This window comes from Mesorhizobium sp. M0136, assembly GCF_040322515.1.
In the GTDB taxonomy this organism is placed as follows: domain Bacteria; phylum Pseudomonadota; class Alphaproteobacteria; order Rhizobiales; family Rhizobiaceae; genus Mesorhizobium.
This window is the reverse complement of the sequence record NZ_JAMYTP010000003.1, coordinates 24,290-39,625: the sequence shown is the minus strand read 5'-3', so window position 1 is coordinate 39,625 and position 15,336 is coordinate 24,290. Positions and strand designations below refer to the sequence as shown.

General features: G+C 59.3%; 8 protein-coding genes. 7 read left to right on the top strand and 1 reads right to left on the bottom strand.

Features of this window, described 5'->3' with window-relative positions; translation table 11 throughout:
• Positions 1–61: 61 nt before the first annotated feature.
• Positions 62–3,361, top strand: a complete 3,300-nt coding sequence (locus NKJ35_RS03880) for an ATP-binding protein (RefSeq protein ID WP_352645112.1) — start codon at positions 62–64, stop codon at positions 3,359–3,361.
• Between the two features lie 19 nt (positions 3,362–3,380).
• Positions 3,381–4,061, top strand: a complete 681-nt coding sequence (locus tag NKJ35_RS03875; protein ID WP_352645110.1) for a redoxin domain-containing protein — start codon at positions 3,381–3,383, stop codon at positions 4,059–4,061.
• Between the two features lie 86 nt (positions 4,062–4,147).
• Here the strand turns inward: NKJ35_RS03875 and NKJ35_RS03870 are convergent, their stop codons facing one another.
• Entirely contained in the window at positions 4,148–7,003 is a 2,856-nt protein-coding gene (locus NKJ35_RS03870; RefSeq protein WP_352645108.1) for a trifunctional glycosyltransferase/class I SAM-dependent methyltransferase/polysaccharide deacetylase, read from the bottom strand.
• 536 nt (positions 7,004–7,539) lie between these two features.
• Here NKJ35_RS03870 and NKJ35_RS03865 point away from each other — a divergent pair.
• The 5 genes from NKJ35_RS03865 to NKJ35_RS03845 all read left to right on the top strand — a co-directional run bounded on the left by NKJ35_RS03865 (position 7,540) and on the right by NKJ35_RS03845 (position 15,114).
• Positions 7,540–8,205 (top strand): DUF3450 domain-containing protein, encoded by a 666-nt coding sequence (locus tag NKJ35_RS03865; protein ID WP_352506856.1) that lies wholly within the window; start codon positions 7,540–7,542, stop codon positions 8,203–8,205.
• A gap of 7 nt (positions 8,206–8,212) precedes the next feature.
• Positions 8,213–10,870, top strand: a complete 2,658-nt coding sequence (locus tag NKJ35_RS03860) for an OmpA family protein (RefSeq protein ID WP_352645106.1) — start codon at positions 8,213–8,215, stop codon at positions 10,868–10,870.
• Positions 10,871–10,886: 16 nt separating this feature from the next.
• Entirely contained in the window at positions 10,887–11,378 is a 492-nt protein-coding gene (locus tag NKJ35_RS03855) for a Rab family GTPase (RefSeq protein ID WP_352645104.1), read from the top strand.
• 3 nt (positions 11,379–11,381) lie between these two features.
• Positions 11,382–12,452, top strand: coding sequence for an adenylate/guanylate cyclase domain-containing protein (locus tag NKJ35_RS03850; RefSeq protein ID WP_352645102.1), 1,071 nt, complete (start codon positions 11,382–11,384; stop codon positions 12,450–12,452).
• 436 nt (positions 12,453–12,888) lie between these two features.
• Positions 12,889–15,114 (top strand): mechanosensitive ion channel family protein, encoded by a 2,226-nt coding sequence (locus tag NKJ35_RS03845; protein WP_352645100.1) that lies wholly within the window; start codon positions 12,889–12,891, stop codon positions 15,112–15,114.
• Positions 15,115–15,336: the final 222 nt, after the last annotated feature.

Genomic DNA, 15,336 nt, shown 5'->3' with positions numbered 1-15,336 from the left:
AGCCTGGCCGTGCAGTGCGGGCGAGATCACGCCGTCACGGCCACTAGTGAGGTCTTGTTCGATGGACTGCTCGGGCTGCGGTTTCGAGATTGAGGGCGGTTACGCCTTCTGTCCGAGGTGTGGCAGGCGCCAGCCCGTGCCATGCGCCAGTTGCGGCTACGCCTGCGCACCTGATTTCGAGTTCTGTCCGAAATGTGGGGCAAGCGTCGGTGCGCCCGCAAAAGCCGTCGAACGGCCTGCTCCGGCACCAAGCCGGACCATTGTGCCGCCTTCTCGAACTCCGTCGCTGCTTCCGAACATCGAAAGCGAAGAAGGGCTGCATCCCGTCTCCGACGCCGATCGCCGGACGGTAACGGTCCTGTTCGCCGACCTTTGCGGCTTCACGACACTCAGCGAGCAGCTCGACCCCGAGGTCATGCAAGCGCTGCAGAATAAACTGTTCAAGGAACTGACGGCGGCCGTGCGAAACTTTGGTGGTTTCGTCGACAAATTCATCGGCGATGCACTGCTCGCTTTGTTCGGTGCGCCGGTCGCGCATGAGGACGATCCGGAACGTGCGCTTCGCGCCGCTCTCGACATGATCGCCCGGACGGCGCGGCTCGGCGAAAGCACCCCCCACTCCGGCTCGCCTCTGTTACTCCACATCGGCATAAACACTGGTCCGGTCGTTACTGGCGGATTGGGCATCGGCACCGCCAGATCCTATTCGGTGACCGGCGACACAGTGAATACGGCGCAACGCCTGCAATCGCTGGCCGCACCGGGTGAGGTGCTGGTAGGCGAGCTCACTCACAGGCTGACCCGGCATGCCTTCTCTTATGAGTCGCTCGGTGATGTCGTGTTTCGCGGCAAAGCTGGCAGCGTGCTCGTCCATCGACTGGACGCACCGTTAGCGGTGCCGCGTGCAGCGCGCGGGCTCGAGGCGCTCGGCCTCAGTGCGCCGCTAATTGGTCGTGGTGCGGAGCTCAATAGAATGCTGGCGAGCCTTGACCAGGCGTGCGGCGGCTCGGCCCAACTTGTCCGCCTCGTCGGAGAAGCCGGCATCGGGAAGTCGCGGCTGGTGAAGGAGTTCGTCGCCCGCGTCGGCGACGAGGATCGTTTTCGCAACGTCGCCGTGCGGCAGGCCACGTGCTCACCGCTGGGTGAACAATCTTTTGGCGCCTTGGGCGCCGTGGTGCGCAGCGCTGCCGGGATGATGCAAAACGACAATGGGGACGAAATGCGGGGGAAGCTCGCAGGCTTGCTTGCCGATCTCGGCCTGCAGGGCGAGGAGGCGAAGCGGCTGATGCCTTTGCTCTATCATGTGCTCGGCCTTGGCGACCCCGACGCCACCTTGCAGCATGTCGAGCCTGAGCAGTTGCGGCGGCAAATTCTCTACGCAGTCCGCACAATCATCGAACGGCGGCTTGCGTTGTCGCCGCTGTTGATCGTCGTCGAAGACCTGCACTGGGCCGACGCCGTGTCGCTCGAGGCACTACGTTTCGTGATGGACAGGTTAGAACGCACGCGGTTGATGTTGCTGGTCACGCATCGTCCGGCGCCGGACAACGACCAGCTCGACTCAAGTCGGGTCAGTCACACAGCGCTCAGGCTTCCGCCGCTCAATAGTGATGACGGACGCAGGCTGCTCGCGGCGCTTTTCGGCGAGAGCTGGGTAAACTCCGCAGGAGGGCTTCTCGATCAGATCCTCGAGCGCGCGGGCGGCAACCCCCTTTTTGTAGAGGAGATCGTTCGCGGCCTTATCGATCGCGGTGTACTGATGCGAGAGGGCCAGCGATGGCGGACTGTGGCCGGCGAAGTCGCAACCGGCATCCCCGCCACTATCCAGGCGATGTTGCTTGCCCGCGTCGACCGGCTGCCCCCAGAGGTGCGCCGGTTGGCCCAGGAGGCTGCGGTAATCGGCCCGCGCTTCGACGCCACACTTCTGAAATCCGTGACAGCCGACCCCGGCCGGCTTGAAGCCGGCTGCGAACTGCTTTGCGATGCGGAAATCATCGAGGAAGTTGCCGGATCAGGCTCGGTCTCGTCGCAAAGCTACCGCTTTACGCAAACATTGCTGCAGGACGTGATCTACCAGAATCTGCTCCTGCAACGCCGGACCGACATCCACGGGCGGGTCGGTGCTGCCTTGGAGCAACTGTGCGGCGACAAGCCGGAACGGCTCGAGGATTTGACCGTGCTCGGTCATCATTTCGCACAGAGCGCCGAGCGGGAGAAGGGCGCGCATTACCTGCAGGCGGCAGGCGATCGCGCTCGCATGATATACGCCAACGACGACGCCCTTCGTTTCTACGAGCGAGCACTGACAGCATTGGAAGCGATCGGGCAAACACCGCTCAAACTGGCAATTGCAGAGCGCATTGCCGATTTGAGCGGCCCGGCAGGCCGCCGCGAGGTCGCGCACCACCACTACGAGACGGTGTTGCAGGCATACCGCGAATCGGCCAATCGCGTCGCCTCGGCGCGAGTTTTGCGTAAGATCGGTCGGCTGCTCTGGGACGTCGGCAAGCGGGACAAGGCAGAACCCTGCTATGCTGAGGCGGCAGCGCTCCTCGATGGGGCGGATGCCCCGATCGAGCAGGCGCATCTGTGGCAAGAACGTGGCCGACAGGCGTTCCGTAGCGGAGATCACGCTCTCGCGGCAAAATGGGCAGACGCGGCGCTGGATTGCGTACGCAATCTGACAACGGAGCATGTCTCCGAGGTTGGGTGTGATGCCACTCTTGTGACCGCCGAGGCACTCAATACCAAGGCTGTCGCGCTGGCTCGCCTCGGGCGAAACCGTGAGGCCGTGCGTCAGATTGAGCGTAGCATTGAATTGGCCGAAGCCGCCGGTCTGCTGGGCGCGGCTTGCCGCGGCTACACCAATCTCGGCGTGCTATACACGACCATCGATCCGGCACAGGCGATGGAGGTCTGTCGGCGCGGTCTTGAAGTGGCGCGCCGTATTGGTGATTTGGGTTTCCAGGCGCGCCTCCTCGCCAATCTGGCGGTCGCTTGTTGTACTTTCACGGATCGCTGTCCAACGGAGGGCGTGCCTGCTGCCGAGAAGGCCATCGAGATCGACCGGGCGCTCGACCAGCGCGAGCACCTGCCGGTGCCGTTGATCGTGCTTGGGCAGATCCATCAGTGCAACGGCCGTCCGGACCTGGCCGTTGGTTTGTTCCACGAAGCACTGGACGTAGCCCGCGAAACGGGCGAACCCCAACTGCTGTTTCCGTGCTATGATGGTCTTGCAACGCTTAATCTCGACCTCGACAATCTGGCCGAGGCCGAACGCTACTTTTCCCTGGCGCAGGGTATTTGCGCCCAGCACGGGCTCGACCCGGAAGCGCTCGTGGTGCTGCCTTTTCTCGACTAGCCGGGGTTGGAGGTTGGAAATGTCCGCGCGTAGTGACTTGGTGCCGCTTCAACCGGGCGACCGTGCGCCGAACGTGGTACTCGACGCCATTACCCAGGAAGGCAAGATCGCGCTTGCCGACTTTCGCGGACAAAAACCGGTGCTGGTCGGCCTGTTTCGAGGTCTGCATTGTGCGTTTTGCCGGCGCCATATCGCCGCCCAGGCGCGGCTTGATCCGGAGCTGCGCGAAAAGGGCGTGGAGAGCCTGACGGTTGTCAACACGCCGATCGAACGGGCGCGTCTCTATTTCCGCTACCATCCGATGCCGAATCTGCTTGCGGCCTCCGACCCTGAACGCGCTTCACATCGTGCTTTTGGACTGCCCAATCTCGAATTCACCCAAAACGAGACGAACTGGCCGTACAAGGTCTCGATGGCAGCGGCAAAGGATATGCGGGTCGACATACCAGGCGAGTTGCCCGGTCCTATGGATCCTCTTGAGGCCAGCGAAATCCTCAACAAGAAGGACCATTACGAACTGACCGAAGCCGACGAGCAGATGATAGCAACGGGACACGGGCAATTGATCGGTCAGTTCCTGCTGGACCGGCAGGGGATCGTCCGCTGGAGCTTCACGGAGGTTCCAGAGGGCGGGCGATACATGTTTGGGGCGCCAAGCCCGCAGGAGCTGATGTCAGCCGTGTCCCAAGTCGCCCAATAGACTTGCGAACGAGGTAAGCGGAGCGGGACGCTGAACAAAACGCGGAACCAACTTGTTACAAATCTAGACACTGACAAGTTCACGGTTCATGCGAGCACGGCCTCGACAACCGCAACAAAGTCATCGAGCGAACGATCCCCACGAATCTCGATGCGGGGTAGGTCGATGGGATCGCAATCGAGGTCCGCCGGCCCGTGTCTGCCGCCGAAGCCGATTCGATAGCCGCACTCCTTGGCCAGCCTGCCAAGCCGTCGGTCGGTGACTGAGAAGGGTGCCGCGAACGCCGCGGTTGGCCGACCGGTCCACCGTTCGATGAACATACGAGAGCGCAGAAGCTCGGCGGCCAAGTCAGAGCTCGACAGACCATCGATCGCGCGATGCGTCGCCAGATGGCTTCCGAAGAAGGCGCCTTCGCCGGCGAGGCGTCGCACCGTCCCGGCGTTCATAAGCTGCGTCGGCGGGCCGCTGTAGGCGTCCCACTGTGCACTTTTACCCACCAAGTCCGTCACCAGGAACACTTCCGCGGTGAGGTCGTTCGCGCGCAGGGTCGGCCAGGCATGGTCGGCAAAGTTCTGGAAGCCGTCATCGAAGGTGATGAGCACTGGGCGGCCAACGAAAGGCTGACGGTTGGCGATGAACCATTCCAGCTGCTCGGAGCTAATCGCGTGAAAGCCATTGGCGCGCAGCCATGTCATTTGGCTGGCGAATGCGGCGGGCGTGAGCCGAAAACGGGCGAGCGCGGCCGGACCTTCATCGGAGACGCTGTGATACATGAGGACAGGGATACGCTGCCGCCGCTCGCTACGTGCGACGTCGCGGCGCAAGGCCCGCGCCCCGCCCCAGACGATTTTTCGCGCGACCCCCATATCGATGCGCGCGCGGATTGGCACATGATCAATGACTGGTTCCGTCGCCACGTCACCTGGTGACAGGCGGCGGAAGCGGTCTATGCGATAGAGCTCGGTCTGGATCGATTGCTCGAGGACAAGACCTGCGGTCCCTGCCAGCGTCTCCGAGATCGCTTGTGCACCGAATGTGTTCCAGTCGAAGCCCGTCCTCTCAGGATTGTCACGTAGCACGAATGCGTGTGCGCTGATGAAGCTGCCGCCAGGCGCCAATGCCTCAACGACTTTCTTGGCGAAGCGTTGCAACTCGGCGAGATCATCCAGGTAGTAGAGCACTTCCGAACAGAAGATCAGATCCATCTCGCCCGGCAGCGTATCGGCCATGAAATCCAGTACGCCGAACTCAACATTCGGCTGATCGCCGCATCGCGCGCGCGCCCGGTCGATGGCTATGGCGGAGATGTCAGTTGCGGTCAAATGGCTCACGCGCGGCGCCAGTTGCCGCGTGAAGTGGCCTTCCGCACAGGCCAGCTCAAGCGCCCGTCCAATGGGACCGGCAGGCAGAATTTCGAGCTGCCGCTCATATTTCTCCTGCTCATAGGACGAACCGTAATTCCAGGGATCCTCGGTCGCGAAATAGCCATTCCAGAACGACGTGCGATCCTTGTCGTGCCCGGCCCGTGCGCGGCGCAGCGCCGGGGGAGGCTCCGCAGGTTCGGCGCTCGACCGAACCAGCTCCCGCGCTTCCTCGGCCAGTTGGGCGAGTTTGCCGAAGTGACCGTCCGGATCGGACCGGCCTTCAAGCCGCTCGGGGGACACGACATTCAGGATCAATTCGATCCAATAATCCCTTGTCACTGTCCCAAGTACGCCGAATTGCACGACAGCCTCGATCTGGCCATCCATCATCAGATAGGCATAGATTTGATCGATTCCTTGCGGAAGTTCGACCGTGGTCGGATTTCGCGCGTCGACACGAATTCCAAGTGTCCGCGCCAGCCTGCGCGGCGCGGCGAGATCGTCGACGTCGAGCAGCATTTGCTCAAGATGATACTGGACGCGGCGAGCCGCGTCGGGATTGTTCCAGACCTTGCCGAGTTCGATGATCAACTCGGTGAGGGAGCCGCCGAACCTGTCCCACCTGGCAGCCAATTGCGCTGGCACCGACAGGCTTCCGACCGCTAGGCCATCGAAGATCACCTTGGCGATCTCTCGCGCCCATTTGCGTCCTGGCGGCAGCGGGCGCAGAGACTGCGGGTTGATCGAGCGCGAGCCGCTGCCGCAATCCGACGCGGCGTTCCACAACGCGAACCACGCGAGTGCTTCGGAGGCGGTGCCGCCGTTCGCCTCGATCGCTCCATTGGCGTGAGCCGACGCCGGGTGTTTGACCCTAGGATCGGCGGAAAAGCCGCGGGCGATCACGATTTCAGCATCTGCCAGCATCTGCGTCGAATTGCGGCTGAGCGCGTTGGGGCTGGTCCGATAGAAAGCGAGCGGCTCATCGACCATCACCCAATTTTTGCCCAGACGTGCGAGGCGCTGCCACAGGTCCCAGTCCTCGCAGGTGCGCAGCGACACATCGAAACCGCCCAACTCGACAATTGTCTCGCGGTCGACCAGCAGCGCGTGAATGGCGATGGCACGTCTGCGGGCGAATGTCTCGAAGGGCTGGATCGCAACCTCCGTTGCGATGCTCGACAGGGTGAGTTCGCCATCGGGCATCTCGCGCCGGGAACCGCAATAGGCGGCCACTGCATCGGGAACGGATTTCAGTGCGGCCAGCATTTTTGCGAGGAAGCTGGCATCCACCCAATCGTCGGCATCCAGAAACATGAGCCAGCGGCCGCGCGCTGTCGAAATCCCGCTATTGCGCGCGCCGGCGGCGCTATAGGCGCAAGACCTCAACGTCCGAAATCGAGCATCGTGCTCTACATAACCGGCGATGATCGCGGGGGTGCGGTCCATGGAGGCGTCGTCGACGATGATCGCCTCCCAATCCACTATTTCCTGATCGAGAAGGCAATCGAGTGCGCGCGCGAGCGTTACCTCCGCGTTGTGCGCAGGAATCACGATTGAAACCAAGGGATCATGCGCCACGCCGTCTTACCCGCGCCCGGTCCAAAGGCACAACAAGATGCGTTGATCTTTCTTGGCGTGCCGGCAAGCGTTGCGCCGACGGTTTGCTCGGCATTGAAAATCGGTACCATACCGCCTTGCGGTAGCATTGTCCTGGATCATCGAGCTTTCGTTTTCTTCGGCAAGAGTCGGCGAATGTCAAAACCGGATGACGGCATCGGATGGCAGCACTGCCCTGTCAAGATCGGGGCGAATTAGAGACAGGCAAAAGACTTGAAGACAGGCCGAATAGCAAGCGCGCATGCCCGACGGCTTGGAGCTGAGGTCGATGTGCCTGGGCATTTCCTTTCGCGCATTTCATCTGCAAAGAGATGATCGCGGGCGAAGACACGAGCGCAAGCTGATCCGGATCGAGCCGCATGTCGAAATCTATCCGAATGGGGACGCACGAACCGACTTGAGCCGAGAAAATTCCGGCTTGCGGGTCGGCTATTTTGCTGACATGTTTATCAGTTTCTAAATTAGCGCTGTGGCAATGTCAAAAGAAGGGGCATGGGATGGCCAAGGAATCTTCGAGTACCGCTTCTTCGGCAAATAAAGCGGACGCAAATCTGACAAGTAATGCAGACGGAAGCGGGCTGAACTTCATGGCGGGCCAGGCTCGCGAGAGCGGGCCTCCCGGCGACGCTGTAGGTGTCGACAAGATACGTGATCTGCTGTTCGGCAACCAGATGCAGGACTATGACCGCCGCTTTTCCAAGCTTGAAGAACGGGTCTTGCAGCGCTTCAAGGATGTCGAATCCGAGGCCAAGCGCAATCTTGAAATGTACGAGTCAAATGCAAAGAAGCAGGTCGACTCGCTTGCGGCGCAATTGCGGAACGAAAAAGACGCGCGAGCCGACGCCGATAAGGAGATTGATCGGAATCTTCGCGAGCAAAATCAGGCGCTCGAAAAGCAGGTGCGCGCGTTGTCGGATCAGTTGAGCGAGCTTGAGCGGGAAGTTGCGGACCGGATAAATCGAAACGATCATTTGCTGCGTGAGGAAATCAAGCAAAAGAATGAAAGCATTCAGATGCTGATGGAGAAAATGTTTTCCGATCTCGGCAATGTCAAGACCGACCGAAATCTTTTGGCTGGCCTGTTTGTCGAGGTTGCAAAATGTCTAAATCAGGATCCGGTCGGCAGCAAGAACAACTCGGAGCGTACCTGGAAAGTGAGTTGATGGGAACTTGACGTCGACTGTCGACCCAATCAGCCTCCCTAAAAGAGCGGCTTCGAACGATACAGAGATTGATCGCGAGGCTCTGGCCCGCCTGTTGATCGAAATTGCCCGGAACGTTGATCCGGACTATCGTGCGCGTCTCGACGGAATCCCAACCGCCGATCCTCGCATGGAAACGCTTCGCCAGTTGCTGGTCGGCCGCGAAATTTCGGAGCTTTCACGAGTTACCCACCTGCTCGACGAACCTGAGCAGCTTGCGGCGGCAGTGGGGGGCGTCCTCCCCGGTGCAGCCGCACGCGCGTCTCATGCGCAACTCGGCGAGGCCCTTGCGCCAGTTGTCGAGAGGGCTGTGCAACGGTCCATCCAGAAAAGCCCGCGCACGCTGACGGATATATTATACCCGGTGTTTCTGCCGGCTATTCGCAAGTCGATCGGCGAAAAGATCGACCAAACCTTTCAGTCGCTGAATGAAACCTTAAGACATATATTTACTTGGCATGGGCTCAAGTGGAGATTTGAAGCTTGGAGAACGGGGGCAAGCTTCTCAGAAGTTGTCCTTAGGCATTCTCTTGTCTATCGTGTAGAGCATGCCTTTCTCATTCACCGCAATTCCGGGCTTTTGATCAAGCATGTAACTGCCGAAAACGCAACCAGCGAAGATCCTCAACTGATTTCCTCGATGCTTAGTGCAATTCAGGATTTTGTAAAAGACTCATTTAACGAGAAAGAACAGAGCGGCCTGGACACTATCCGTTTCGGGGAGCTTCGTCTCTGGTCGGAAGTTGGGCCGTTTGCAACCTTGGTTGCGGTGATCCGGGGAAATCCGCCGGAGGAATTACATGAAATAATTCGCGATGTATTGCTTCGCATCCATGATGAATGCTCACAGGCCCTGGAGCAGTTTGACGGCGACAGTTCGCAGTTGGCCGGCGTCGAGACGCAGTTGCAGACCTGCGTTGATCTGAAGCAGGAAGAATCAAACCAGGGATTTCCGTGGCTGGTCCTGGCTGCAGTCCTGCTGGTTTTGATTCCCGCAGGCGGTTGGTTCTTTCTTTCCTGGCAATCCGGGCAGCGCTGGCAGGCGTATGTGTCGCGACTGGGGATCCAGCCGGGCATCATCGTTGCCGACCAAAAGGTGCGCGATGGCCAATTCTATATTACCGGCCTGAGAGACCCTCTTGCCGCCGACCCGCAGTCGCTGTTGGCCGGAACGCAGGTCGATCCCGCCCGCGTTCATTCACACTGGCAATTCTATCTGAGTCTTGAGCCGGAGTTCGTGTTGAAGCGGCTGACGGCGTCGCTGGTTCCGCCGGATTCAGTACGACTTTCGATCGTCAATGATCGCATCGTTGCCGAGGGGGAGGCTCCCGACACCTGGATAGATCGGGCGCGCGCAGCAGCCCAGCAACTTTCGGCAGGCGGACCGGAATTCGATATCTCCAGGGTTCGTGATGTGAGCCCCGAAGCACGCGCGGCGGAGCGCTGGCAGACTTATGTGTCGCGACTGGAGGCCCAGCCGGGTATTATCGTTGCCGAACAAAAGGTGCGCGATGGCCAATTCTATATTGCCGGCCTGAGAGACCCTCTTGCCGCCGACCCGCAGTCGCTGTTGGCCGGAACGCAGGTCGATCCCGCCCGCGTTCATTCGCAGTGGCAATTCTATCAGAGCCTTGAGCCGGAGTTCGTGCTGAAGCGGCTGACAGCGTCGCTCAACCCGCCGAAATCGGTTCGGCTTTCGATCGTCGAGGATCGCATCGTTGCCGAGGGTGAGGCTCCCGACACCTGGATAGATCGGGCGCGCGCAGCGGCCCGACGGCTTTCGGCAGGCGGACCGGAATTCGACATCTCCAAAGTTCGTGATGTGAGCCCCGAAGCACGCGCGGCGGAGCACTGGCAGACTTATGTGTCACGACTGGAGGCCCAAGCGGGAATCATCGTCGCCCAGCAAACGGCGAAGGGCGGACATTTCTATATTTCCGGCCTGAGAGACCCGCAGGCCGCCGACCCGCAGGTTCTGCTGTCCGGAACAGGGGTCGATCCTGCCCGCGTTCATTCGCAGTGGCAATTCTATCAAAGCCTTCATCCGAAGTTCGTGGTGAAGCGGCTGATGGCGTCGCTGACTCCGCCGGATTCAGTACGGCTTTCGATCATCAAGGATCGCATCGTTGCCCAGGGCGAGGCTCCTGCCGCCTGGATAGATCGGGCGCGGGTCGCCGCCCAACAGCTGTCCGCGGACGGACTCTCTCTAGAACTCTCCGAGCTGCGTGAGTTGACCCCTCCGGAACTGACTCATTTGAGGGAGGCTATTCAAGCGGTCAGCATTTTCTTCGATTCTGGCAAGGCTGTACCGGGACCAGAGCAACTGCCGGTTCTCGACAAATTGGCGAATCAGTTGAAGGAATTGGCCACGGACGCCCGCAAGGCAGGGGTAACAGCACAGTTCATGTTGACCGGCCATTCGGACGAGACGGGCCGTGAAACGGCCAAGTTGTCGATCAGCGCCGCGCGCGCGGAAACAGTTCGTGCGCTTCTCAAGAAGCGCGGCGTCGATCCGGAATTGCTCTTGGTTCGCGGCGCGGGCACCTTTGAGCCAGCGGAGACTGAAAATAGCCGAACCGGGAGCTCCGCGAACCGCAGAGTTTCGGTTACGGTAAACTTCCACTAGGGCGGAGCCCGGGATATTGCAAAAGAAGATCTGCATGTTGGGCGGGTTCGCTGTCGGAAAGACGAGTCTGGTTCGCAGGTTTGTGCAAAGCATTTTTTCAGAAACCTACTTGACCACGGTGGGAGTGAAAATCGACAAGAAGAGTGTCGCATTCCCGGACAAAACCGTGGATCTGATTTTGTGGGATTTGGCCGGCGAAGACGATATCGGCTCATTCCGCGTCAGCTATGTGCGAGGTGCGAGCGGCCTCGTGCTTGTCGTCGATGGAACACGCGCTGCTACTCTTGCCGTGGCGCTCACATTGCGCGAACGGGCCGAGGCTGAATTCGGCGCTATGCCGTTTGTATTGCTGTTCAATAAATCAGATCTGGCCGACCGGTGGGAAATATCGGATAGTGAAATTGACGAACTGAGGCAACTTGGATGGCAAATCTATCTGACAAGTGCGCTTTCGGGTGAACATGTTGATGATGCGTTTCGTCAACTTGCTTCGATGGTCAGCAAATAAACCATGCGTGTCTTGCCAAGAGAAATTAGAAGCTGGATTTACGATTTCTTCTACAACGAGCGCTCGGTCGCATATCTGAAAATCGACGCCCAACTTTGCGTAGCTGCGAAGGGCGGTAACGTTAAACATTACGGACTCTCGTCAGTTCGCATAGGTAAGCCTGTTGCCGAGCAGCTTGAATTCATGGAAGGTTTGTTGCCCTGCCCGGAGCTTCCATTTGATATGGCCATGGTCGAACTGGCCGGCGGGCGTGTCGCGGACCTCCATCTTTTTGCTGACAATGCCTGCGTGTGGCTGCTCTTTCTTGACGCCGCTGCCGAACGCGACAATAGGCAGCGGCTTCAACAGAAGGCTTATGAAATGACGCTTCTGCAAGAGAGGGAGCGTCAACTCAACGAGAAATTACAATCGATGAACGAGGCGTTGAGGGCGAGCCAAGAGGGATTGTCGCGTGAATACCAACGCGCCGAAGCCCTACTCCTCAACATTCTTCCGGCGTCGATCGCGGAGCGCTTAAAAGCGGACGAACAAATTGCAGACAACCATGCTGACGTGAGTGTGCTTTTTGCCGACATCGTCGGTTTTACGGAAAGAGCGCGGAGCGTCGGAGCCGTAACGACGCTCGCTATTTTAAATTACTTCTTCAAGGCGGCGGATCTGCTCTCGGAGCAATACGGCTGCGAAAAGATCAAGACAATCGGCGATTGTGTAATGGTGGTCGCTGGCCTGCCCGCCGCGCGATCCGATCATGCGGAAGCCCTTGCGCACTATGCACTTGAACTGCGGAATGAGGTCAAGCGCGAACGCTTCGCAGGAGAACCGATAAGACTCAGAATTGGAATTCACTCAGGACCAATCGTGGCGGGCGTCATAGGCAAAAGGCGGTTTGCCTATGATCTATGGGGCGACACCGTTAATCTCGCCGCACGTATCCAAACGTCCGCGGAGCCCGATGAAATCCGTATTTCGGATGCAACTCATCAACTGCTTGGACCAAATTTTGCTTGCGACCCACTCGAGGAAACGGAATTGCGTGGTACAGGTCGTGTGCGAATGTGGCGGCTCCCGGCCTGATTTGCGGCATGGCAGCGCCGACTCGGAAGCGCATTGCATCTCTAGCAACACATGGTTTCCAATGTCCGCAGCGGTGCGCGAAGCAGTTGACCACCGAACGTCCGCCAAAGGTCTGTCCTGGTCAGCTCAGGAAATCAGTTCCTGAGGTTTAACATCGATGCCCAGTTCATAGAACGGCCGGAGACCTGGGCCGAGGTCGGAATGCCCTGTCCCCGCGGCCAAATAAACACCGCCAAGTACCCGGCGCAAGGTCCGGCTCGGAACGATGACGTCTTGCACCGCAACATCGGTTTCTTCAAGGTAGGGCAACAACCGACATAGATGTCGTTGCTTGCCGATTTGACCGGAAGGTTACAGCACGATGCCACGCATCACTCGACGATTGGGGGCCAGGGATCTGGCGCGTCCGGCACGGCGTCTCGGAGACCTGACTGCGATGTTTGCCTTGATTGCCAGGCCGCTCGTCTTTGGGATCGCCCTTTTGTTGGCTGGTCAGGCACAGGCGCAGGCGCCGGCGACGGTCCCGCCTGAAAGGGTCAAACAGCTGTTCGAGCTTCTCGACGATCCGTCAGTGAAGGCCTGGGTGGCCGAACAGCGAAATCAGGACGCCGGGTCAACGGGAGCGCCTGCCGAGCCAGGGGCTTCGCCGACCGACGCATCGTCCAGCGCCGTGGCCGCACCAGGCCCGATGAATACGATGGCATCCTCGACGCTCGATGGGATCAGGCATCATATCGAAAGAATCGTGCGAACTTTGCCCTTGCTGCCAAGCCAGTTCGCGCGCGTTCGGGCAGAGACAATGGAGGATATGTCCAGCAAGGGGCCTGCCGGCGTATTTGCGCTGATTGCAATGTTCATCGCTGCCGGCCTGGCGCTCACTTGGGCAACGTACAAGTTCACCCGCCCATTTCGTCTTTGGATTATCGCGCAACCGAAGGATACGCCCGTTGGGCGAGCCAAGAAGATTGGTGGCCGCCTGCTTTATTCCAGCATGCTGATAGCCTCTTTCGCACTGGGCAGCGCCGGCGCATTCATGTTGTTCGACTGGCCGATGCTTATCCGCGAGATTGTACTGACATTTCTGATGGCGGCAGTCGTTACATGGGGTGTGCGCATGTACGTCATGGCCATGCTCGTCCCTTCCTTCATGAACGTCGAGAACGCCGTCGAGGTTCGTGCTTTGCCGATCACCAACGAGGCGGCTGACCATTGGTCCTATTGGCTACCCCGGATCGTCGGCGTCTTCGCCTTCTTCGGCGCCGCGTTTATCCTCTTGCCAGGTCTCGGCATCGATCAGGACGGAATGATGGTCCTGTCACTGGGCGCCGATTTCGTGCTGCTGTTGCTCCTGCTGCTTGCCATTTGGCGTCGGCCAAGAACGCAGCGAGACGGTGCGAGCCACATCGGTCACACGGAAGCGACATGGCTATTGACTGCTTATTTCGTCGTCCTGTTCCTGCAGCGTATCGCCGGCCTTAATACATACTTCTGGTTCACCTTCGCCGCATTCTTCCTGCCTTTGGCGATCGTGGTGACGCAGCGCGGGGTTAATTTCGTTCTGCGGCCAGGTTCGGAAGATGTCGGCCGGCCCACGATCCCGGCGGTGACGATCGCTGTCATCGATCGCGGAATCCGAATGATTTTCATTCTGGCGGCGGCTTACCTTCTCGCACGTGTCTGGGGTCTGGACATGCAATCCATGCGGGACAGCGATACGACGACGACGTTCATATTGCGCGGCTTGATCAATGTCGTGGTGATTGCCCTCGCCGCCGACTTCGGCTGGTCGATCATCAAAGCTTTGATTGAACGAAAGCTCGGCATCGAAACACCGCACCCTGTGATCAGCGACGAGGACGTTCCGGTCCTCGATCCGCAGCAGGCGCGGCTGCACACGCTCTTGCCGATCCTCCAGAACATTCTGCTCGCATCGATCATCGTGATGGCGGTGCTTATGATGCTCGCCTCGCTGGGAATCCAGATCGGCCCATTGATCGCCGGCGCCGGCGTCGTCGGTGTCGCCGTGGGCTTTGGGGCACAAACCATCGTCAAGGACGTCATTTCAGGCGTGTTTTTTCTGCTCGATGATGCGTTTCGTGTTGGCGAATACATTTCATCGGGCAATTACAAGGGTACTGTGGAAAGCTTTTCGCTGCGCTCGGTGAAGCTGCGTCACCATCGTGGTCCGCTGTTCACGATACCTTTCGGTGAACTCGGGGCAGTCCAAAACCAGAGCCGTGACTGGGTTATCGACAAATTCAACATCACCGTTGGTTATGACACCGATATCGACTTCGCTCGCAAGCTGATCAAGCGGATCGGCCTCGAACTGGCGGAAGATCCAGAGTTCAAAAACTGGGTGCTCGACCCGATCAAGATGCAGGGCGTACAGGAGTTCGGCGAATACGGCATCGTGTTGAGGGTCAAGGCCACAACCAGACCGGGAGGCGCCTTCGGTATGAAACGCAAGTTCTATGTACGCCTCCGCCAGGTCTTCAAGGAGCAGGGCATCGAACTCCCATTTCCGACCGTCCAGGTCCAGGGACTACAGAACCCACATGGGGCAGAGAATGCGCCGTTGGAGCTCACACCCGAGTTGAAAATGGCCGTCGCGCAGTCGCATACCAATCGGCGCAGAAAAAAAGCTAGCACAACGGAATAGGGAAGCTGTGACACCTGCCGGTCACAGCGCTGCTTTCACGACGAAGAACGTCTTGCCGATCCGTCAGAAATTTGCGCTCTTGATTTCAAACACCAATTTCGACGGTCCACGATTGCTCGGTTTCAGCGACTATCGGTAGTAATCGGTCCATTTCTTTCTGACGACCGCCGACCGAGCCGTACCGGCAGTTCCCAAAAAGACCGTCGCGAGATTTACATCGGG

Excerpts from the sequence above, each read along its gene's own strand:
- NKJ35_RS03845 (WP_352645100.1), top strand. The coding sequence starts at position 12,889 with ATGTTTGCCTTGATTGCCAGGCCGCTCGTCTTTGGGATCGCCCTTTTG.
- NKJ35_RS03865 (WP_352506856.1), top strand. The coding sequence starts at position 7,540 with ATGGCCAAGGAATCTTCGAGTACCGCTTCTTCGGCAAATAAAGCGGAC.
- NKJ35_RS03850 (WP_352645102.1), top strand. The coding sequence starts at position 11,382 with ATGCGTGTCTTGCCAAGAGAAATTAGAAGCTGGATTTACGATTTCTTC.
- NKJ35_RS03875 (WP_352645110.1), top strand. The coding sequence starts at position 3,381 with ATGTCCGCGCGTAGTGACTTGGTGCCGCTTCAACCGGGCGACCGTGCG.
- NKJ35_RS03880 (WP_352645112.1), top strand. The coding sequence starts at position 62 with ATGGACTGCTCGGGCTGCGGTTTCGAGATTGAGGGCGGTTACGCCTTC.